The following is a 21,531-nucleotide window of genomic DNA, read 5'->3' on the forward strand; positions in this document are numbered from 1 at the left end:
CGATAAGTTTTTAGTTGGTAAGCATCCTTCCGTTTACCGGCAATACAAATGAGAACGTAGTGCCTTCGTCCGGGGAACTTTGGACCTCGATAGCACCGCCATGGAGTCCGATAATTTCTTTACAAAGATACAGCCCTATACCGAATCCTGCCACGGAAGCATTATTGATGTCCTTTACCCGGTAGTACCGCTCAAATATCCGCTGCTGGTCCTCTGCTGAAATTCCCTTCCCCTGATCCCGGACATTAATTTTCAACCGGTCATCACCGAAGAGATCGTATTCTATAATAATTGATGTTCCCACAGGGGAATATTTCACCGCATTTCCGATCAGGTTATTGAGCACCTGGGCAATCTTTTCGCGGTCTGCAAGGACTGATCTTGAACCGGAAGGTTTGAAAATAAACTGATGGGTATGGATGGTTGACCGCACTTCATCCTCAATTTCAGAAAACAGTAATTGGAAATCAAAAGGTGTTTTATGGATGTGCATCTGACCGGAATCCAGCCTAGAAACATTAAGAAAACCGTTGATCATACTGTTCATGCTGTCCACCTGCTTCAGAGACTTTTCAAGCGTGTTTTGCTCTACATGGTTTTCTTTCTTTACAGCCATTCTCTGCAAAACCTGCAGATAGGCCTTGAGTGAGGTGAGCGGTGTTTTAAGTTCATGGCTTACCATTCCCATAAAATCGTCTTTCCGCTCTTCTTCCTTTTTTTGTTCGGTAATATCCCTGAGAGTACCGTTAAGGCTTATCGGGTCACCCTTCTGATCATAAAATACCCTGCCGTTTGCCTGCAGCAGCCTTACCTTTTTGTCAGTTTTATTCTGAATCCTGTACTCGATAAAATAATTACCGTCAGACTCTTTGCTAAGGGCGTGTGTAATCGCTGCAATCACCTGATCTCGATCTTCCGGCAGAATGACCTCCAATGCCAGGGACAGATCTAAATTTTCGTCGAAGGATAAGCCAAACCATGTTTTAAGCAGTGCATTTCCGGAAAAGAGGTTCGTGGAAGGCTGGTAATAGAAGGTAGCGAGTTCACCCGCATCTATGGCCATAGCCAGCATCTGCTGGTCGTTTTGATTTTTCCGTCTGTCCAGAACCTGCTGGGTGATCTCTTCGAGGATAATGAGCACGCCGGTTATCTCGCCGCTATCAGAAAAGATAGGCTGGTATATTGAATTCACGATAGCTTCCCGTAAACCGTCTCTGTGCCACAGCTTCACCAGTAATTCATTATTAACCTTCGGTTTTCCGGTTCGGTAGACTTCTTTAAGCCACGCATTTACGGGCTGATCCTGCAATTCCGGACGGGCACTTTCATGCGGGTAGCCAATAACTTCCTGCTCCGTGCGCCCCCATATCTTCAGGATGGCCGGGTTGGCAATTTCTATGATATGCTCGGGACCTTGCAGCATGGTAATTCCAACAGGAGCCTGTTCAATAATTGCCCGGACATGTTGCCTGCTGTTGGCAAGCAGCTTTACAGAGTCATTGAGCTCTTCATTTGTTGAAGTGAGTTCTTCAAGGGTTGCAGCCATTTCTTCGTTGAGTGCCTGCTCCCGTTCCTCTTTCTGCTGTATCTTCCGGAGAAATTCCCTGCGTGAGGTCACCTCCAGTGCGGTATTCAGTATACACCATGTTTTTTTATCTTGGCCTACGAGTGCCTTATATTCATAATCGAAATAATCAAGGGTCTCTTTTCCGTTTTTTATCAGCTTCGCAGGCGCATCGGATACCGAATAGGTTTTGCCGGAACGCCATACTTCCTGCAATAATTCCAGAAAGGGCTGTCCTTCAAGTTCAGGGATTGCTTCCATCAAAGGCTTTCCTATTACAGAGGCATCTTTACCCCAAAGATTCAGCATGCCTTCGTTTGCAAACCGTATGATCATATTTTCACCCGAGTAGATAGATGTCGGGGCTGGAGAGGAAGCTAATGCCTGTATGATTAAGTCCAGGCTGAAATTGTTATCGGACAGGGTTTCTTGGGTAATCATAAATGCAGCAAATATAAGTAAAAGTACCTGTTTGCCCTAAAACAATGGTATGTGAAAATGCTAAAATGTTTATAATGAATACCGTCTAAGTAAAGTATTGAGATGATGGGCAGAAAATAATACACCTAAATAAACAATCTGTATTTTTTATCATGAAAATTGATTTTTTATTAATCTTTCAAGCTCAATGATCGATAAAACACAACATTCTATAATATTTTTATCAAATTAATAATCATTTAACAACAAAACAGATTTTATCACAACACAAAAACAATATATTTGAAATAATAAAACATTTTGGCTCAATTTTTGAATATTCATCAATACACTATACAAATTACATCATATTTATGAAAGAGACTTCTAATCCAAAATCAGCACAGTTGGGTCATTCAACAACGGATAATACCGACCAGGCCCTAACCACTAATCAGGGATTGAAAATCAACAATGATCAGGATTCGCTTACTGCCGGAGAAAGAGGACCGAGTTTATTGGAGGATTTTATCCTGAGAGAAAAGATCACTCATTTTGACCATGAGAGAATTCCCGAAAGGATTGTACATGCAAGAGGATCCGGAGCACACGGAGTTTTTAAAATCCATAAAAGCCTTGCAAAATATACCAAAGCCAAGTTCCTTGCCGAAGAAGGAAAAGAAACGCCGGTTTTCGTGCGTTTTTCCACCGTTGCAGGAAGTGCGGGAAGTACTGATCTCGCCCGGGATGTAAGAGGTTTTGCCATTAAATTTTATACGGAAGAAGGGAATTATGACCTTGTAGGGAACAATATTCCGGTATTCTTTATTCAGGATGCCATTAAATTCCCGGACCTGATTCATGCTGTAAAGCCTGAACCTGACAATGCCATTCCTCAGGCCGCTTCTGCCCATGACACGTTCTGGGACTTTATTTCCCTGATGCCGGAAAGCATGCACATGATTATGTGGGCCATGAGCGACAGAGCTATCCCGAGAAGTTACAGGATGATGGAAGGCTTCGGTGTACATACCTTCAAATTTATTAATGAAGAAGGAAAAATGCATTTTGTAAAATTTCACTTCAAACCCAAATTAGGGGTGCATTCGGTAGCCTGGGATGAAGCCACTAAAATTTCAGGAAAGGATTCCGATTTCCACAGGAGGGATCTTTGGGAAGCCATTGAAAACGGTGCTTTTCCGGAATGGGACTTCGGGGTACAGATTATTCCTGAAGAAGACGAACATAAATTCGATTTTGATCTGCTCGACCCTACAAAACTGATTCCTGAGGAAGAAGTACCGGTTGAATTGGTAGGAACCCTGACACTGAACAGAAACCCCGATAACTTTTTCGCGGAAACTGAGCAGATCGCCTTCCATCCGGGACATCTGGTACCCGGAATAGATTTTACAAATGATCCGTTGCTTCAGGGAAGGCTGTTTTCTTATACCGATACTCAGTTATCCAGGTTAGGATCGCCGAATTTCCACGAAATCCCGATCAACAGATCCATCAATACAGTCCATAACAATCAGCGTGACGGCCATATGCGCCAGGAGATCACGAAAGGCAAGGTGAGCTACGAACCCAATTCCATTGGAGGAGGATGCCCATTTCAGGCTATGATGAAAAACGGGGGATTTGCCTCACAGGAAGAACGTGTAGACGGAAAGAAAGTGAGAGCAAGAAGCCAAAGCTTTGTGGATCATTATTCCCAGGCAAAATTATTTTACAACAGCCAGTCCGAGCCTGAAAAAACGCATCTTCAGAATGCTCTGATCTTTGAATTGTCTAAAGTAACCATTCCTGCCATCCGTGAAAGAGTGGTTGGACAGCTGAATTTCATCAACAAAGAACTGGCAGCCGCGGTAGCTAAAAAAGTAGGTGTGAAAATAACGACATTAAAACAGCCCAACGGAAGCATCCCAGCTGACGCCGATCCAAAATCGCTTCAAAGCCCTGAAAAGGAACCTTCTACCCAAATTTCTGATGCATTAAGCATGAAAAATACGGTTAAAGATACCATTAAGAGCAGGATCATCGGTTTCATTATCGAAGATGGCGTACAGGCAAAAGAAGTAAACGATTTGAAATCAAAACTTGAAAAAGAAGGCGCTGTTGTACAAATCATTGCCGGAAGCCTCTCAGCTGTAAAGGCAGATGACGGAACCACTTTTGAGCCGAAACACTCGCTCACCAGTACAGCCAGCGTTTGTTTTGATGCCTTATATATCGGCAGCGGCAAACAGTCGGCAGAGAATCTGCTGAATGAGGATAATAAGCCGGGTACCCTTTTATTTGTCAATGAAGCTTATAAGCATTGTAAAGCCATTTATTTCGGTAAAGGAACAGAGGCTGTTTATGATGCGAGCAACGTGAAAAGTAAAAAGCACGAAGATCCCGCGATCATCACGGCGGATCAGAGCAATTCCGATGAATCCTTTATCAAAGCGGTAGCTCAACATCGTATTTGGGAATTGGAAAAGGCCAGAAATAATCCGGCATAACCAAGTTAAAAATAAAATTAAACTGCTCAGCGGATCATTGTATAATGAGGCTGAGCAGTTTTTTTTATAAGCTATTGACTGAAATCAGTCCGTGAAATCTATGCATTACTATTTCCCGGAACCCGCTTTTTCCTGACCAGGTTGACCAGCAGGAATAAACCAAACAATCCAGCCCATATCCCAAGAACCACCGCTATGAAAATAGGCATGATGGAAGGATGAAGATAATTCGGATGGTAAAACAGCCGGTCAAATGCCTTGAATTTCTCTTTCAGGGCATTTCTGTCAATGTAGTTCCGGATTCCGTTAAGCGGCTCCTGCCGATGATCGCGGTAAAAGAAAACATCACGGGTAAGCTCTTTGGGAACGATCTTATTTTCTATGCCGTAGGTATTAAGCATGGCACTCAGCCTGCGGAACGAGTTCAGCATAGAATCTTGGGGATACTTATACAGCAGCTGGTACCGGGTTACTGCATTGCGATATTGCTGACTGCGCTCAGGAATGTTGTGTACCGGTATGAAAAGCTGGTTGTTTTCAAGAAAAATACAGATGTTATCATCATATTTCGGATTCACCTCAACTCCTTTGTACACCACTTCTGTACTGTCACCTATTGCTTTCTTTGAAATAATCCGCTTTTTAAATTCGTTCTCATCAATGTCGGTCACGCTAAGCAATAAACGGGTTTTCTCCCTCAGTGACTTAAGATCATCATTGGCCATCTTTAACGTATCAATACTGTAATAGGCATGTTCTATCGAGTAATATTCCTTATTGTGAGGATCATAATAAGTTGTGTCCCTTTCTTCTATCACCGGATAAGGTTTCGGGTAGAGGATATTTTCAGGGTTGAATAACTTTTCCGAGCTGTAGGAAGTATAATTATACAGGAAAGGCCGCAAAACATTGAGCATTGTTTTATCATCATTAAAAGCTTTCTCAGGGAGTTCCGTCCTGATTTTGGCATTGGCCCCAACGCTATAGCTGATAAAGAACGTTGATGAAAGCAGTGAGACCAGCAATAAAACAGCGCCAATGCGCAGTATTTCCGGGCCGGTATACCTGTATCCCGAATGATTCCGTAGGAGCACGATGAGAAACACAGACAGGAACAGGCCGGTAATGAAAATATGCGAAATGGAAACATCGTCATAAAACTTAAACCGGTAGAACTCCGTATATATGTTAATTTCTTTGATACTGCTGCTGAATGTAAAGTATCCGTAGATAAAATAAGCGAGATGGATCAATGCCAGTATAACAAAGGATATGATCAGCATCCGTTTCAGTTTTCTGTTCATGTGATGGTATTAAATGGTGTCCTGAAAAAATAACCATTTTTTTAATAGGAATAAGAATTATTATTGATTTTCTTTTGAGGGCTGTATCCTCAATCATGATCAGGCTTTATTTTCTACCTGAAGTTATTATACTTACCACCGGCCTTCACGAATTTCGTGTACATAAAAACCGCAGGCTTTTAGAATCTAATGTACTCTTCTTTTTTTAACAGTTATTTTCTTAAAATTATATAGTATAAGAAAACTTTTGTGGTTACCATCTCACTCAAACTCTCTAACTCTCTAACTCTCAAACTCTCCCACTCTCCTATATCCAGTAACAAAACCACGCTTTTATCCTCTCGCAGATCAGCAGATCAAGCAGCTTTTTTCACGCATTTAAAAATCATAGGTTTTTAGAAAACTTATGTGCTCTTCTGTTTTCAAAGCTGGATTCTTAAAAATTCTAATGTGTCAAAAACTTTCGTGCCTGTTGTGGTTTTTCCTCTCCCACGGATTAGCAGATCACGCAGATTATTTTCCCCAAGTGAACCACACCACTTTAATCGTTATTAAAAACCACCCCGTCAAAAATTCTCTGAATTTTCGCCACCCCTCCAAAGGAGGGGAATTTTGCAGCTTGCAAAAATACCAGCTGCAAAGGATTTTACGTACACATAAAAACCGTAGGTTTTTAAAAACTTATGTGCTCTTCCTGTTTTCAAAGCTGGATTCTTAAAAATTCTAAAGTGTCAAAAACTTTTGTGACTTTTGATTCAGTCGAACCTTTGGTTTGTGATTTTTATTTTCAAACAAACCATATCCATAAATACATATGTATAATATAATTCTTTTATTTTTTTCTTTTCTTAAACACTTGATGATCAACCAGATTTCAAAATTTCCAGGTCACGCATTTAAAACTATTCTCAAAAAAGTGATAAAAAAAATAATTTACACTAGTTTATAATTATTTTTAATTGATTTTAAACTAGATAAAAACCACTAAAAAAAACAAAATAAACAACTTTAAGTCAAGTATTTACTCTTTTAAATCCTTAATAAAAAAATCACAATAAAAGGAATAAAAAACCAATGTACACACAATTTTAAATCACAAAATTTTGAAAAAAATTTGCAAATACATATATTTTTCCTATTTTTGAACAGTTCTAGTTAAAAGGGAAAAATATGAATGAAAAATATAATTTTAATGATTAATAGATTTAATAAAATAAAATCCATTAAAAATCATCCTCCCTTATTTAATATTTGTAAACTAATTTTTTAAATTTTATATTATGAAGAAAACATTATTTGCATTTTCTGCGATTTTTTTACTATCTTGTAACGGTAACGATGATTTGACGAACCCTACTTCTTCAAACATCAATGAACAGAATAGTGCGAAACCAGAAATGTACAGCAATCAATCACAAAACAAAATTGGAGAGGATATTGATTTATTAAACATTAGCGATTTGAGCAAGCCAGTAACAAGTGAGTCAACCAATTTCCCTTCTTTGCAGTTTACTAAGCGTATAGATTTTGGCCGTAAAGATAAAAGAACAGCTATTCTAACCGGAGTGGATCAAGATGGAAAGATATTCTATTCAACACAAAATGACGGTGTTGTAGACTTCATTGTTAAACCAGTAGTTTCAAATGATTATTCTGATGTTTGGTATTTAGACGGTGATGGAAATAAAATGTACAGACTTAAACTGGCTTTAAACAAGGATAAAACTGGAGTAACTATAGTCTTTGTAGAATCTTACACGAATGGTCCGGAAGGTATAGTTGCAGGACGCCAAAAATGGAGTCAATGTTTTTCAAGCAATGCGGGGTCTGCTCTTGGTGTAACAGGAGCTGTAGTTTCCGGCTTTACTGGTCCTTGGGGAGTAGCAGGTTGGTATGCAGGTATCGCAGCATATTGTGCTCTTGTATAAATTATAAATTTATTGAAGTATGAAAAAAGGAAATTTTATAGTAGCTATTGTATTTTTTATTTTGGGAATATCTGTTTTTTATTTTTTAGGAAATAGTAGTATTAATAATTATAATCCTAACTATATTTATATATTGATATTTTCCCTTATTTTTTTAAATCCTTTAATTAAATACATATTTCCAGTTACTAAGAAAATGGGGATTGGTACTCCGGCTTTTTTCCCTAATTTATTTAAAAGTATATTTGCTAAAAAATAAAATTATCATTTAATACTTAAAACAATAAGCGCTGAAGTTTTTCGGCGCTTATTTGTTTTTGTTCTCATCTTGAAATATCTGTCAAAAAATCAGTTTATTTATTAAAACTAATAAAAAGATTACATATTATTCTAAAAATTAAATAGACCCTCTACTTTAAATAAAGCAAATTAGTTTGAAAACACATCAAAAAATTACCCTTAATATATCCCTTATGCAATATTTTTTCTTTTACTTTTTGACCATACACTCTTCAAAATACAGACTAACCCTTAATTTTCAAGCCTACCGTCCTTATCCTTTTCTTTTTAACACTTGGAATGTATTGTGTGACATTCATATTTAAAAACAAGACCGACTATGTTTCATCTTAATTCTGTTTAAATGACAATACTAAATCCCCCCACCCCATGTAACAAAACACTTTCTAAAAGCGTCTTATCCTAAAAATACTATTCACCAAACTATGAGACATGAATATTAACACAAAAATTTTCGGGATTACCACGCTTGTGATATCCTCCATTATGATGAATGCACAGACCCAAACCAGCAAGCTGCCGGGGGATCCTACCCTGGTTTCCACAAAGGCCACTTTCGACAAATTGATGGCGTACGATAAAGGCAACTACAAATACAAAGTGGAAGATTATTTTGCCCGGCCGAAAGCCTCTCAGTTCAGGGTATCGCCGGATGGGCAGTACCTTTCCTACAAGGAAAAAGACAAGGACGGCAAGAACCATGTGTATGTAAAAAACATCAAGACCGGAACAGTTACCAAAGCGATTGAGGAAAAAGACGACCTGATCAGAAGCTACGGCTGGCTGGATAAAAAACGGCTGTTCTTTACTCAGGACCGTGGCGGGAATGAAAATATCCACCTCTATGCCGCCGACATCGACGGGAAGAACCTGAAAGACCTTACACCTTTTGAAGGGATTACCTTGAATATGGTGCATGTGATTAAGGATACTCCGTTTGTGATCGTAGCGATGAATAAAAACAACAAGCAGATTTTTGAACCGTATAAAATCAATTTCAATACGGGGGAAATGACACAGCTCTATGAGAACAAGGATGTCAACAGCCCCATTGACAATTATATTTTTGATAAGGACGGGAACCTCCGCGGATATGGCGTCCTGGAAAACGGACTGACCACAAAGCTGTATTACAAAGACCTGCAAACCGGGAAATTCAACCTCCTGAAATCCACCGACTGGAAAGATACGTTCTACATCCTGGATTTCAATGAAAATTCCGGCAACAAGGATGAAGCTTATGTAGTAACAAATCTTGACAGCGATAAATCGAGGATTGTGCTGTACGACCTGAAGAAAAATGCCGTGATCAAGGAAGTGTATTCCAATCCGGATTTCGATGTGAGCTCCATCAGCCTGGCCGGGAAAAACAGGAAATACGAACTGGATTACATCAGCTATAATGGCATTAAAAATGAAACAATCCCGGTAAGCCCGTTTTATAAGGAAGTCCATGCCAAACTGACCTCCGAGTTTGGGGACAAGCAGATTTCCGTGGTTTCATCGGATGACAAAGACCAACAGTTGCTGGTGGTGGTAGACAGCGACAAGCTATACGGAAAATATTATATCTACGATACCAAAACCAAAACCACCAAGCTCCTTTTCGATCTGATGCCACAGCTGAAAGAGGAAGATATGGCGGAAATGCGCCCGATAGAATTCAAAAGCAGGGACGGCGTAACCATCCATGGATACATTACTCTGCCAAAAGAAGCGCTCCAGGGTAAAAAAGTACCGCTGATCGTTAATCCCCACGGCGGTCCGCAGGGCATCCGCGATGACTGGGGCTTTAACCCGGAAACGCAACTGTTCGCGAGCCGAGGTTACGCAACCTTGCAGGTGAATTTCAGGATTTCAGGAGGTTACGGAAAGGAATTCCAGAAATCGGGCTACAAGCAGATCGGACGGAAAGCAATGGATGATGTGGAAGACGGCGTAAAATATGCCATCGCACAAGGCTGGGTCGACAAGGATAAAATCGCCATCTATGGAGGAAGCCACGGCGGCTACGCCACCCTGATGGGACTGATCAAGACCCCGGACCTGTATACCTGCGGCGTTGATTATGTTGGCGTATCGAATATCTTCACCTTCTTCGATTCTTTCCCTGAATACTGGAAGCCGTACAAAGAAATGGTCAAACAGATCTGGTACGACCTGGATAATCCTGAGGAAGCCAAAATTGCCAAAGAAGTGTCACCGGTATATCAGATCGACAAGATCAAGAAACCGCTGTTTGTAGTGCAGGGCGCCAATGACCCAAGGGTAAACATCAACGAATCTGACCAAATCGTAAAAGCACTGAGGGCAAAAGGCTTTGAAGTGCCATATATGGTAAAATATGATGAAGGCCACGGATTCGGGAAGGAAAAGAACCGAATCGAATTCTACAAGAGCATGCTCGGCTTCTTTGCTGAAAATTTCAACAAATAAAAACGATTCATTATATCATTCATAATAAAACCGAAAGCCCATGTTTGGCTTTCGGTTTTTGTTTTCAGTAGTATGTATATCTGAATGAATTAGTGATTTTCATCTTCAATTAAAAAAAACATTTCTGACCAATCCTGATATCCTTTCAGGATTACTTGGTTTTCTTCGCCATTTTTGAAGCAGCTTCCTCCACAGTCAATTGCTTATCCCAGATCACTTTTGATTTATAAGCATTATTCAGCATCCCGATGTACTCTTGCATAGAAGGTAATCCCATTTCCTTCCGGCGGTCATCAAGCATCGTTTCCTGATCTACCGGCCATACATAAACCTCATTACCTACCTTGAAAGTCTGTGTCCCATACGCCTGTTTCTTTCCGGTGAGCATCTGGACACGGTCGCGAATGGTGGCCAGATCACTTTTTGAGACGTTTCCAACCTGGGCCTGGCTTTCCAGTACCGGCAGATATTTCTGCATGAAAGCAATGTCTGCATGGTCGATAACCAAAAATATGGCACTGCTCTCTTCCGCAGTCAACCCCTCCGGCCATCCACACTGGTCCAACAGCTGGCTGATGTATAGTTGATTCTGCTTATCCGACGCTTTCATTTCCAGCGCCATCTCTTTAATTTTAGAAACATCTCCGGACGGCATTTCTTTTTTAATCCTCGAACGTATCTGCTGATCAGTTTCATGAATAGCCTTCAGCTTCTCTTTGACCGCTGTATGATCTTTACAATTGATTTCCTGGGCGGAAACGGAAAAAGTGCCTGCAATGATCAACAGTGCAGCTGCTGCCTGGATTATTTTTATCATAGAATATGGTGTTAAAACATTAAGAATAAAGGTACTGTAATCAGAGCAATGAATATATCCTTATTTTTAAGTATTTTTTATATCTATTTGTTTCAGAATTTCTTTAAATCCCATCAATGCTCTCCATAATTATCCGCATAATCCATATTTTTAAATCCATGTAGCAAGACATGTCCGTAAAAATTTAATCCAGCAGGAGCATCGAAATTTCGATTATGATATTTTATTTACAGACTATAATCTTGATATCCCTCCATTGTAAGAGTAATATTGCTTTCCTCATAAAAAGCTTTATTATCAGGATACTTGATGTTTCGTTGAAACACTCATTATATAGAAAAAGCCACTCAGATCATGTCTGAATGGCTAAATGATAAGCTATGACTAATATGGTTTATTAATATACAATATTCATCATTCTGTTTTCATTACTTACTTTTTTCAAGCGTCAGCTTTCCCGCCAGTTTGGAAACCTTTAAAAGGCCTTTCCCTAACTTTTTGATGGATGCGCTGTCCTTTTCATTTTCCGCTTTATCAGCGGCTTCTATTGTAGCATTGCCTAATTTTTCAAGCAGGCTGCAGATTTTTTTGTTGTCTTTTTCAGCCATGGCATCCTTCAGTTTTTCAAGATCGTGAAGGATCGGAGCAAAACCTCTGCGGCCTTTTAGCATCTTGATCCAGCTGGTGATGTTGGGTGCAGCACCGGTTTTGGATTCTTTCTCAATACCGGTTTCTACCAGCTCAATTGTTTTTTCAACGTGTTCTAATTCAGATTGTTGGTTGTCCATAATTTTGTTTTTTGATGTGAAATGGGTATCACAATAGGTGGCCACAATCTGCATATTTGGAAAAAATTAGTATATAATTATACTTTATATTTCAATATCTTAATATCTTTCTGATCAGATTTTTACCGTATTAATAAGCTATAGCCATACCTGGAATTTTCAAAACACCAATGATATGCATACAATATTTATACAGTCTGATTGCTAAATCCCTATTATTTGGCATGCAATTGGTTCAGGAAGGGAAAAAATAAATATTATGATTAAAAAATTCCTCACTCTGATTTTACCTGTATGCTTCTTAAGCTTATTTTCTTTAACGAGCTGTGACGATCTTGAGATCCCCGTTCCTTTCGACATTCCGGTAACCGTGGAACAGACTCTGCCTTTTGCCACAGTACAGACCAGCTCTTATCTGCGCTATCCTGAAATTGCCCTGAACTTAGACGTTGATGCCACCATCAAGGAAAAGTATCCGAAACTGTCTATCAATAATCTGAAAAGCGCCAAGCTAACGGGCTTTACTATAGAATACATCAGCTCCAATCTTGGAAATAAACTGGATATCATCAACAGCGCCAAGATCTATATCAAAGCTCCGAATTTACCGGAAGTACTGATCGGTACCGTTGAGAACAACACCAATCCGAACCAGCTGGTGATCAATACCATAGACACTGAACTTATCGACTACCTTAGATCCAAGCAGAATTCATTAATCCTGGAGGTTAAAGGAGCAAAATCCAGTGTTGATGAACTAAAGGTTAACCTTAAACCTGTGTTCAAGATTTCACTCGGACTATAATCATTCAGATCAATACTCAATATTCATGCAGGACCTTTGTCCTGCATTTTTTGTAAAAAGCCAGCTAAAAATGCTCTTTTGGCTGACCTTTTGCGTTATGCTCTAATAAGTTAGTATTTGAAATTCAATGCCTGCATTCATGGCAAATTCAATATTAACCTTATTTATGTTTAACCTTTAAAACCAATCGTTATGGGAATAAAACCAGGCCCAAAGAAAACAGCCGCTTCTACCGGTGAAACCGATAAGCGCCAAAGGGATAACAAAGAAACCCCTAAAAATGATCCGTCACTGAAGCCGCATAAGCATAAGAAGGGGGATTGAGGTTGGAATGGATGTATATTACTTACCATAATGCATCAGTAAACCATCAGTAGGTAAGAACTAAAAACCTTTCCGGGAGATAGAAAAGTACAGCATGCTTTCTAACTCTTTAAAAACGGTTTCTATTGATATAGGAACCGTTTTTATTTACACTTTTCGTTAGCAATATGCTGATCATACCTTCACAACATCAATAAAAACATACCACACCTGGCATCCGATCAATGCTATGGCTCTTTTTTTGAAATACAGCAAATAAGGTTAAATCAAGCTCCGAAACTATGAATAAAAACAATTACTTTTTCACTTCCATCCTCGTCCTGTTCCTTCATTCTTTATGCGCCGGACAGCAAAACGCTGAATCGCACTACTCACTTTTTAAGCCGGTTCCAAAGGCACTGATGAGGGACATGGAAACCGACCGTCCTGATGTAACCGAATCTCCCTATACCGTAGATGCCGGACATTTCCAGTATGAAACCGATATCGTCAACCTGGTGCATGAAAGGACTGAAATGCAAAAGACCAGCACCCTGCTGATCAACCATGCCAATATAAAGATCGGGATTACCGGTTCTACTGCCGTACAGATAGGCTTCCCAACCTACGGCATACAGAAGGAAACCGACCTTGCTTCCGGTGCCGTCACTACAGCCCGGGGCTTTGGTGACATCAGCCTCAGGGTTAAACAGAACCTGATAGGAAACGATCAGGGGAAATTTGTTTTAGCAGTTCTCCCCTACATTAAACTGCCGACATCCGGATATGACGACGAAAGCCGCCTGGAAGGAGGCCTGATTGTTCCTATGCTGTATAAACTGCCCGGAGAATGGAAAATCGGGATGCAGGTAGAAGTTGACAGGCTGAAAGACACAGACCAGCCGGCCATGCATACAGAGTTCCTTCAGACGCTTACCATCAGCCATCCCATGGTAAAAAAAGTAGAGGGAATTGCCGAAACCTATTACACATATGATTTTAAGGCGCACCATATATCGAATTACGTCAATGCCGCGGTCCAGATGGAAGTAGCCAAAGATTTCAAGGTGGATGCAGGAATTAATTATGGTCTTCAGCATGATGCAGAAAAACATTATTTTGTCGGTGCCTCTTATCGCCTCTAATTTATAACGCCAGAAGGTTTTGCCATTTGTTTTTAATAATAATGCATCATATTTTGTTGCATTAAAATTCTTTTTGCTTTTTAAATGAAAAAGAAATCCTGCTCACAGAAAATCACAGTCTTAAATTTTGAATCATAGTAAAAATGCAGTCATCATGATAAAGTCCTGTATTCATGTATGATTAATGATTCCCTGAAACTTTATCTTCCAGGTCCCGGATATCTTTCCTGAGTTGCATGAACATGTCTTTGATATTATAATCTTCAAAATGGCCAGGTTCAAAATCCTCCGGGAATATTCCCGAAGCATACTGCCATACTTCTACAATTTCCCCAAACGGAATATCATAAGGTTTGTAAAACGGGTTATCTGCAGCTACCGTAACAGATTTTCCTTTTTTAGCCCTGAATCTTTTATAGGAAATACCGTCGTTCAGGGTGACAAAAACATAGCTTTTACCGGTCTTAAGGTCGTTAATATCCTCTACGTATTTCCCGATGATGTAAGACCCGTCTTTAAACGGAGGCATGGAATCACCCTGTGCCGGGAATGCCCTGTATTTGCCGTTGACGAGGAAAGGGAGTGAAATCCTCTGTAAACTTTCAATATATTCGGGGTCGCTGTACCCGGACAGATAGCCCATCGATGCCTTCTGCGGCACAATCTCAATACTGTTGTTCCCGAGTTTATCCACAATAACCGGCAGGACGATCCTGTTATCCGGAAGCTTCAGGATATCTTCCAGCGGATATTTCCTTATATCAACCGTAAGGAGCAGATCGATGCTCACGTTAAAATATTTTGAGATTCTGATCAGAAGCTCATAAGGAGCTTCAGACCGCCCGTCTTCATATTTGGAATAGCGTACTCTGCTCAGGGAAATTTTATCCGCGAGTTCCTGCTGGGATACATTTTTCTGAGCCCTTAAAAACCTGATGTTATCTGAAAAAATAGACATTGATACAATTTGTATCAGCAAATATACAAAAAATGATACAAATAGTATCTAGTTTTGTACCGTGAACCGTGCAATTGTACATATGGACCTGGACGCCTTTTTTGTATCCTGCGAAAGGCTTAAAAACAGCGCCCTCAATGGGATCCCTCTTATTATAGGAGGCGGAGACCGGGGGGTTGTGGCGTCATGTTCCTATGAAGCACGGAAATTTGGCGTCCATTCCGCAATGCCTATCCGGATGGCATTAAGGCTTTGTCCTGAAGCGAAAATCATCAAAGGGGATTATGAGCTCTATTCCAACCTTTCCCATACGGTGACCGACATGATCCGGGAAAGAGTTCCTGTAGTGGAAAAGGCAAGCATCGATGAATTTTACCTGGACCTCTCCGGAATGGATAAATTTTTCGGATGCTACCGCTGGACCCAGGAGATGGCACTATCCATAACCAAAGAAGTGGGGCTGCCTGTCAGCTTTGCGCTTTCCGCCAATAAGACCGTTTCCAAAATAGGGACCGGGGAATCTAAGCCTGGAGGAAAGCTGGAGATCAGGGAAACGGAAATCAAGCCTTTTTTAAATCCGCTTTCTGTCAGGAAAATCCCGATGGTGGGCGACCGGACATTCCAGCTGCTTTCCCGGGTAGGCATCCGTACGATCCATACCTTATCTGAAATGCCTGTCCTGGTGCTCCAGCAGATGATCGGAACAAACGGAAAGGAGCTTTGGAAGAAAGCCAACGGCATCGATGAAAACCCGGTCATCCCCTATTCCGAACGCAAATCTATTTCTACGGAAAAGACCTTTGCCACCGATACCATGGATATTCCGGACCTGCAGAGAATCCTGAATGGAATGTCGGAAAAGCTGGCCTACCAGCTGAGGCAGGAGAAATGGCTGACCTCTACCGTGGTGGTGAAAATCCGGTATGCCAATTTCGATACGGAAACCAAACAGACCAGGATCGCCTATACCTCAGCAGACCATACCCTATCCAGGGTTGCCCTTGAGCTTTTCAACCGGCTGTATACACGCAGGATGCGGATTCGGCTCATCGGACTGCGGTTTACGGACCTTGTCCACGGAAGGCACCAGATGAACCTGTTTGAGGATACCGAAGAGCAGATGAGCCTTTACCGGACTATGGACCATCTTAAAAACCGTTTCGGAGCGGATGCCGTCGGCAGGGCTTCGGGCTTTGATTTTGAACATAAAACCCTATTATAACCTTTTCCTATGTATATCAACTGCCATTCCTTCCACAGCCTGCGTTACGGAACCCTGTCCGTAGAAGAGCTGGTACAGAAAGCAAAAACACTGGGCATCCAAGAACTGGTACTTACAGATATCAATACCGTCACTGCTATTTATGATTTTAAAAAGCAGTGTGATACCGCCGGAATCAGGCCCATCGCCGGAGTGGAAATCCGGAAAGATAACAAGCTGCTATATATCGCCATAGCCCGGGAATTTTCCGGGATCGGGGAAGTGAACCGGATGATCACCGCCCATAACTGCGACGGAGCAGAACTTACGGAAACAGCCCCGGATTTTGAAAACGTATTTGTGGTTTACCCGTTGCAGAACATGCCGACAGTGCTTAAGGATAATGAATACATCGGTATCCGCGAAGAGGAACTGAATTCCCTGATCCGCCCCGAACTGAAAAAGCATCTTCACCGCATGGTCATCCTCCAGCCGGTCACCTTCAGTTCCCAGAAAGAATACAACCTGCACCTTATTTTAAGGGCTATAGATAAAAACACCCTGCTATCCATGCTTTCGGAACAGGATACCTGCAGGAAATCGGAATACCTGAAGCCAGAAAGAGAACTCATGGAAGAGTTTCAGTACTATCCTGAAATTATTGAAAATACCAGGAAGCTTCTGGCAGCGTGCAGCTTTGAATTTGATTTTGAAAAGGTCCGCAACAGACAGTCCTATACACGATCCAGAACCTCAGACCTGAAGATGCTTACCCGACTGGCCTATCTGGGACTTAAAAAACGGTATGGCCATGACTATGAAGAGGCACGTAAAAGAGTGGAGCGTGAACTGGAAGTCATCAATACGCTCAATTTCTGTTCTTATTTCCTGATTACCTGGGACATTGTCCGCTACAGCAACCGGATGGGGCTTATGCATGTAGGAAGAGGGAGCGGCGCCAATTCCATCGTCAGCTATTGCCTGGGAATTACCGACATCTGCCCGTTGGAACTCGACCTGTATTTCGAGCGCTTCCTGAACCTGAACCGGAATTCTCCGCCGGATTTTGATATCGACTGGAGCTGGCAGAACAGGGATACCATCCTGGAATACATCTTCAAGCGTTATGGAAAAGAGCATGTGGCTTTCTGTGGCACCAATGTGCAGTTCAAATACAAATCGATTTTCCGTGAAGTAGGGAAAGTATTCGGGCTTCCTAAAGAAGAACTTGACGGCCTGGCCAATCAATCGGTAGAAAACCATGACCGGAATTCGGTAGTGAAGCATGTCCACCGTTATGGCGCTATGATGGAAAAATTCCCGAACCAACGCAGCATGCATGCCTGCGGGATCCTGATCTCCGAAGATCCCATCACCAATTTCACCGCGCTGGAAATGCCGCCTAAAGGATTCCCGATCGCCCAGTTCGATATGGACGTTGCGGAAGATATCGGCCTTGAAAAATTCGATATCCTTTCGCAGCGCGGGCTCGGTACCATCAATGATACAGTAGCTTTTATTGAAAAAACAAAGGGCATTACTGTAGATATCCGGAATACCGCCCTGTCCAAAAATGAGGCAAAAGCCAATGAATACCTGGCGATAGGAAAAACCATCGGATGTTTTTATATTGAATCCCCGGCTATGCGCGGACTGCTGAGAAGGCTTAAATGTTCGGATTACCGGACCCTGGTCGCCGCCTCTTCCATCATCAGGCCCGGAGTAGCCCAAAGCGGGATGATGCGGGAATATATTTTCAGGCACAACCATCCGGACCGGTTTGAGTATTTCCACCCTGTCTTTGAAGACAACCTGAAAGAAACTTATGGCATCATGGTATACCAGGAAGATGTGATTAAGATTGCCCAGTATTTCGGAGGGGTATCGCTGGCAGATGCAGATATTCTCCGCAGGGCCATGAGCGGAAAAGAAAGGTCAATTAAAAAAGTACAGGAAGTGAAGACCAACTTCTTTAAAAAATGTCAGGAACAGGGACATTCTGAAGCTCTTACCCGGGAAGCTTTCCGGCAGATTGAATCATTCGCCGGGTATTCCTTTTGCAAGGCCCATTCAGCTTCCTATGCTACGGAAAGCTACCAGAGTTTATACCTCAAGGTATATTATCCGCTGGAATTCATGGTCTCCGTGATTAATAACCAGGGCGGTTTTTACCGCACGGAAGTCTACATCCATGAAGCCAGGATGTCTGGGGCCGGCATTCAGGTTCCCTGTGTGAACAACAGCGAATTCCTTGCTACCCTTAAAGGAAATGAGATCTATTTAGGGTTTATGCTTATGGAAAGGCTTGAAACAAAAATAGCCCACAGAATTGTTGAAGAACGTGAACGGAACGGAACTTACAGGTCACTGGAAGATTTTATCCGGCGTATCCCGGCCGGCATTGAGACTATCCAGACGTTGATTTTCATCGGTGCTTTCCGTTTTACCGGGAAACCCAAGAATGAACTGCTTGTGGAAGCCAGGATGCTGCTGGTCAACTTCAGGCCTGAAAACAGGGGCCTGATGCTGATTGAGGAACCTGTACAGCCTTACCGCCTGCCTGAACTGAAGCGGGAACCCTTTGAAGATGCCTTTGATGAGATTGAGATCATCGGCTTTCCGGTGTCCTGCAGTCCGTTTGATTTATTGCAGACTTCATATCGGGGCTCAGTCTTCGTGAGAGACCTCCCCCGCTTCCATAAACGCCAGGTAAAGATGCTGGCCTACCTGATCTCAAGAAAACACGTTCCGACAAAAAAAGGGGCCATGTTTTTCGGGACGTGGATCGATGTAAACGGGGAATACTTTGATACGACCCACTTTCCGGACAGCCTTAAGGAATATGATTTTCAGGGCGGCGGCTGTTATCTGCTGCTTGGTACTGTAGAAGTGGATTATCACTTTCCTACTGTTACCATCCATAAAATGGCAAAATTGCCGATGATACCGGACCCCAGGTATGCTTATGCTCAGGAAAAGGAGTATGACATCTACCAGAAAATCCGTGAAGATGTAAGCATGACTTCAAGAAAACCTTATCCACAGGCCCAGGAGATCAACTTGCCTCGGTACAGGATCAACAGATAGTCTCATTCAGGCTGTATAATCAAAAATCCCCGACCAAGGCCGGGGATGAATTTTTCAATAACTTAATAACTCAAAATGAGATTGAGCTGCAAATGTAATAAGAATTTCTATATTCTGTAGCAGCACCCGCTATTTTTTTTACTTCTTACTTATATTTTCCGGACATTATCTGCATCCGGAATTCTATTTTACAAACGGCAGAAAACATTAAAACTCATTAAAGCCAAATTAATAACGCAATGAAAATCAACACAATACAACACCTAAAATTTAATCATCAGAAATTCTTCATTATGTCTATAAGGCAATCATATGGACATTCATTTATTTTTTCCAATACCCTACCTGTGTCCGATTCTTCTATAATAACAGTATATTGACAGGGTTCATTAGAAGTATAAGTAGATATGTACACCAACTTACCTCCTGTCTGGATACCTATTGCTGTAAGATCTGCTTCCCAAAAATCTACAATGCTGTAGTCTGGTAATGCTTCCCCGCTTATCCTGACCAACAAATCACATATCCTGATGTCTTTATTTTCCACGGATTCAAAATACATTTATTATACACCAATTACAAAGTCTTATTTAAGGTGTAAAATTCCGGCTATTATATCTATCATTTTAGAAAAACCCTAAAAGTTCACCATATAAAATTTTCAGAATTTTCGTAAAATTGAACATTCATTATCACTGCCAATGGAAAAAGATGAGAATACACCAAAAAAAAGAAGCACGGAAATAACGGAGCGGTATTTTGAATTTTTAGACCGCCACATCAGCGATGTGATCAACGGTGAAACTTCAGATTTCATGGAGCTCAATCAGATTGCCGCAGCCATTGCAGTGTCCCACAATCATCTTACAGATACTGTTCAAAAAGAAACCGGAAATCATCCCTGCCATTTCTATGATGCCAAAATTATAGATCAGGCAAAACATCTCCTGCTGCATACCAATTCTTCTATAGCAGACATTGCCAAAATGCTCACTTACGATCCATCTAACTTTTCTAAATTCTTTAAAAAATTTGTTAAGCAAACTCCGGGGCAATTTAGAAAAGAAAACAAAAAATAAAAGTTCGGGAAAGTTCACCATAAATAAAACTTCTGTCTTTAAGATATTTGTAACAGATAAATTTCAACACAAAAAACAAATATTATGACAAGACATGATGTTAATGGAAAAGTAGTATTAATCGCCGGAGGTGCTAAGAACCTTGGCGGATTATTAAGCAGGGATTTTGCCGCAAAAGGAGCAAAATTAGTCATTCATTACAATAGTGACAGTACAAAAGACGATGCCGAAAAAACGCTACAGGAGGTAAAAGCAGTAGGAGCAGAAGCAATTCTGCTTCAGGGCGATCTTACCGATATTTCTAATATTTCCAAACTTTTTGATGAAGCAGTCAACGCATTCGGAGGTGTGGATATCGCCATCAATACGGTAGGAAAAGTCCTGAAAAAACCATTCGTAGATACTACCGAAAAAGAATATGACAGCATGAGCGACATTAATTCCAAAGTCGCTTACTTCTTCATTCAGGAAGCTGGTAAAAAACTGAATGACAACGGAAAAATCTGTACGATTGTTACTTCGCTCCTGGCAGCTTACACAGGTCTTTATTCAACTTACGAAGGATTGAAAGCACCGGTAGAGCATTTTACAAGAGCGGCTTCCAAAGAATTCGGAGGAAGGGGAATTTCTGTTACAGCAGTAGCTCCCGGCCCGATGGACACACCGTTTTTCTATGGCCAGGAATCCGAAGATGCAGTAGCTTACCACAAATCGGCATCCGCTCTGGGTGGCCTTACCGACATCAAAGATATTGCGCCATTGGTAGAGTTTCTGGTAACCGAAGGATGGTGGATCACCGGACAGACCATCTTTGCTAACGGAGGTTACACTACGCGATAAAAGGGCTTACCAAATGTTATCAAGCCGGGAATTGAGAAATCTCAAT

General features: G+C 41.3%; 17 protein-coding genes. 11 read left to right on the forward strand and 6 right to left on the reverse strand.

Annotated elements, in window-relative coordinates:
• Positions 1–10: 10 nt before the first annotated feature.
• Positions 11–2,005, reverse strand: a complete 1,995-nt coding sequence (locus QE404_RS09050) for a PAS domain-containing sensor histidine kinase (protein WP_307449575.1) — start codon at positions 2,003–2,005, stop codon at positions 11–13.
• A gap of 353 nt (positions 2,006–2,358) precedes the next feature.
• Here QE404_RS09050 and QE404_RS09055 point away from each other — a divergent pair, with 353 nt between their 5' ends.
• Positions 2,359–4,494 (forward strand): catalase, encoded by a 2,136-nt coding sequence (locus QE404_RS09055; RefSeq protein ID WP_307449577.1) that lies wholly within the window; start codon positions 2,359–2,361, stop codon positions 4,492–4,494.
• A 98-nt stretch (positions 4,495–4,592) separates the two neighbouring features.
• On the opposite strand, the gene QE404_RS09060 is transcribed toward QE404_RS09055, so the two are convergent.
• Positions 4,593–5,798 carry a hypothetical protein gene (locus tag QE404_RS09060; RefSeq protein ID WP_307449580.1) on the reverse strand — a complete coding sequence of 402 codons (1,206 nt, stop codon included), beginning with the start codon at positions 5,796–5,798 and terminating at the stop codon, positions 4,593–4,595.
• A gap of 1,280 nt (positions 5,799–7,078) precedes the next feature.
• Here QE404_RS09060 and QE404_RS09065 point away from each other — a divergent pair.
• The 3 genes from QE404_RS09065 to QE404_RS09075 all read left to right on the forward strand — a co-directional run bounded on the left by QE404_RS09065 (position 7,079) and on the right by QE404_RS09075 (position 10,462).
• Entirely contained in the window at positions 7,079–7,726 is a 648-nt protein-coding gene (locus tag QE404_RS09065; protein WP_307449584.1) for a hypothetical protein, read from the forward strand.
• A gap of 19 nt (positions 7,727–7,745) precedes the next feature.
• Positions 7,746–7,985, forward strand: a complete 240-nt coding sequence (locus QE404_RS09070; protein ID WP_307449586.1) for a hypothetical protein — start codon at positions 7,746–7,748, stop codon at positions 7,983–7,985.
• 473 nt (positions 7,986–8,458) lie between these two features.
• Positions 8,459–10,462 carry a S9 family peptidase gene (locus QE404_RS09075; protein ID WP_307449589.1) on the forward strand — a complete coding sequence of 668 codons (2,004 nt, stop codon included), beginning with the start codon at positions 8,459–8,461 and terminating at the stop codon, positions 10,460–10,462.
• A 151-nt stretch (positions 10,463–10,613) separates the two neighbouring features.
• On the opposite strand, the gene QE404_RS09080 is transcribed toward QE404_RS09075, so the two are convergent.
• Together QE404_RS09080 and QE404_RS09085 are read right to left on the reverse strand one after the other, a co-directional pair.
• Positions 10,614–11,279 carry a DUF6624 domain-containing protein gene (locus tag QE404_RS09080; protein ID WP_307449592.1) on the reverse strand — a complete coding sequence of 222 codons (666 nt, stop codon included), beginning with the start codon at positions 11,277–11,279 and terminating at the stop codon, positions 10,614–10,616.
• Positions 11,280–11,707: 428 nt separating this feature from the next.
• On the reverse strand, positions 11,708–12,067 hold the full coding sequence (locus QE404_RS09085; protein ID WP_307449595.1) for a hypothetical protein: 360 nt from the start codon (positions 12,065–12,067) through the stop codon (positions 11,708–11,710).
• A 259-nt stretch (positions 12,068–12,326) separates the two neighbouring features.
• On the opposite strand from QE404_RS09085, the gene QE404_RS09090 reads away from it, so the two are divergent.
• The 3 genes from QE404_RS09090 to QE404_RS09100 all read left to right on the forward strand — a co-directional run bounded on the left by QE404_RS09090 (position 12,327) and on the right by QE404_RS09100 (position 14,320).
• Positions 12,327–12,872, forward strand: a complete 546-nt coding sequence (locus tag QE404_RS09090) for a hypothetical protein (RefSeq protein WP_307449598.1) — start codon at positions 12,327–12,329, stop codon at positions 12,870–12,872.
• A gap of 192 nt (positions 12,873–13,064) precedes the next feature.
• Positions 13,065–13,196, forward strand: a complete 132-nt coding sequence (locus QE404_RS09095) for a hypothetical protein (protein ID WP_257790671.1) — start codon at positions 13,065–13,067, stop codon at positions 13,194–13,196.
• Positions 13,197–13,477: 281 nt separating this feature from the next.
• Positions 13,478–14,320 (forward strand): transporter, encoded by an 843-nt coding sequence (locus QE404_RS09100; protein ID WP_307449602.1) that lies wholly within the window; start codon positions 13,478–13,480, stop codon positions 14,318–14,320.
• 181 nt (positions 14,321–14,501) lie between these two features.
• Here QE404_RS09100 and QE404_RS09105 read toward each other — a convergent pair whose 3' ends face one another.
• The gene (locus QE404_RS09105) at positions 14,502–15,278 is read right to left on the reverse strand and encodes an XRE family transcriptional regulator (protein ID WP_307449605.1); all 777 of its coding nucleotides are present in this window, start codon (positions 15,276–15,278) and stop codon (positions 14,502–14,504) included.
• 61 nt (positions 15,279–15,339) lie between these two features.
• Between QE404_RS09105 and dinB the strand changes: the two genes are divergently transcribed.
• On the forward strand, positions 15,340–16,500 hold the full coding sequence (gene dinB / locus QE404_RS09110) for a DNA polymerase IV (RefSeq protein WP_307449606.1): 1,161 nt from the start codon (positions 15,340–15,342) through the stop codon (positions 16,498–16,500).
• Positions 16,501–16,509: 9 nt separating this feature from the next.
• The gene (locus tag QE404_RS09115) at positions 16,510–19,566 is read left to right on the forward strand and encodes a DNA polymerase III subunit alpha (RefSeq protein WP_307449609.1); all 3,057 of its coding nucleotides are present in this window, start codon (positions 16,510–16,512) and stop codon (positions 19,564–19,566) included.
• Between the two features lie 277 nt (positions 19,567–19,843).
• On the opposite strand, the gene QE404_RS09120 is transcribed toward QE404_RS09115, so the two are convergent.
• Positions 19,844–20,113, reverse strand: a complete 270-nt coding sequence (locus QE404_RS09120; RefSeq protein WP_307449611.1) for a hypothetical protein — start codon at positions 20,111–20,113, stop codon at positions 19,844–19,846.
• A 154-nt stretch (positions 20,114–20,267) separates the two neighbouring features.
• Here QE404_RS09120 and QE404_RS09125 point away from each other — a divergent pair, with 154 nt between their 5' ends.
• Complete coding sequence (locus QE404_RS09125; RefSeq protein ID WP_307449614.1) at positions 20,268–20,645, forward strand: helix-turn-helix domain-containing protein; 378 nt, start codon at positions 20,268–20,270, stop codon at positions 20,643–20,645.
• Positions 20,646–20,729: 84 nt separating this feature from the next.
• The gene (locus QE404_RS09130; RefSeq protein WP_307449616.1) at positions 20,730–21,485 is read left to right on the forward strand and encodes an SDR family oxidoreductase; all 756 of its coding nucleotides are present in this window, start codon (positions 20,730–20,732) and stop codon (positions 21,483–21,485) included.
• The last annotated feature ends 46 nt before the right edge of the window (positions 21,486–21,531 follow it).

The sequence above is a fragment of the Chryseobacterium camelliae genome (genome assembly GCF_030818575.1).
In the GTDB taxonomy this organism is placed as follows: Bacteria; Bacteroidota; Bacteroidia; order Flavobacteriales; family Weeksellaceae; genus Chryseobacterium; species Chryseobacterium camelliae_A.

Coding starts and splice junctions, on each gene's coding strand:
- QE404_RS09095 (WP_257790671.1), top strand. CDS start 13,065: ATGGGAATAAAACCAGGCCCAAAGAAAACAGCCGCTTCTACCGGTGAA.
- QE404_RS09085 (WP_307449595.1), bottom strand. CDS start 12,067: ATGGACAACCAACAATCTGAATTAGAACACGTTGAAAAAACAATTGAG.
- QE404_RS09080 (WP_307449592.1), bottom strand. CDS start 11,279: ATGATAAAAATAATCCAGGCAGCAGCTGCACTGTTGATCATTGCAGGC.
- QE404_RS09130 (WP_307449616.1), top strand. CDS start 20,730: ATGACAAGACATGATGTTAATGGAAAAGTAGTATTAATCGCCGGAGGT.
- QE404_RS09075 (WP_307449589.1), top strand. CDS start 8,459: ATGAATATTAACACAAAAATTTTCGGGATTACCACGCTTGTGATATCC.
- QE404_RS09105 (WP_307449605.1), bottom strand. CDS start 15,278: ATGTCTATTTTTTCAGATAACATCAGGTTTTTAAGGGCTCAGAAAAAT.
- QE404_RS09090 (WP_307449598.1), top strand. CDS start 12,327: ATGATTAAAAAATTCCTCACTCTGATTTTACCTGTATGCTTCTTAAGC.
- QE404_RS09125 (WP_307449614.1), top strand. CDS start 20,268: ATGGAAAAAGATGAGAATACACCAAAAAAAAGAAGCACGGAAATAACG.
- QE404_RS09065 (WP_307449584.1), top strand. CDS start 7,079: ATGAAGAAAACATTATTTGCATTTTCTGCGATTTTTTTACTATCTTGT.
- QE404_RS09055 (WP_307449577.1), top strand. CDS start 2,359: ATGAAAGAGACTTCTAATCCAAAATCAGCACAGTTGGGTCATTCAACA.
- QE404_RS09100 (WP_307449602.1), top strand. CDS start 13,478: ATGAATAAAAACAATTACTTTTTCACTTCCATCCTCGTCCTGTTCCTT.
- QE404_RS09060 (WP_307449580.1), bottom strand. CDS start 5,798: ATGAACAGAAAACTGAAACGGATGCTGATCATATCCTTTGTTATACTG.
- QE404_RS09115 (WP_307449609.1), top strand. CDS start 16,510: ATGTATATCAACTGCCATTCCTTCCACAGCCTGCGTTACGGAACCCTG.
- QE404_RS09050 (WP_307449575.1), bottom strand. CDS start 2,005: ATGATTACCCAAGAAACCCTGTCCGATAACAATTTCAGCCTGGACTTA.
- QE404_RS09070 (WP_307449586.1), top strand. CDS start 7,746: ATGAAAAAAGGAAATTTTATAGTAGCTATTGTATTTTTTATTTTGGGA.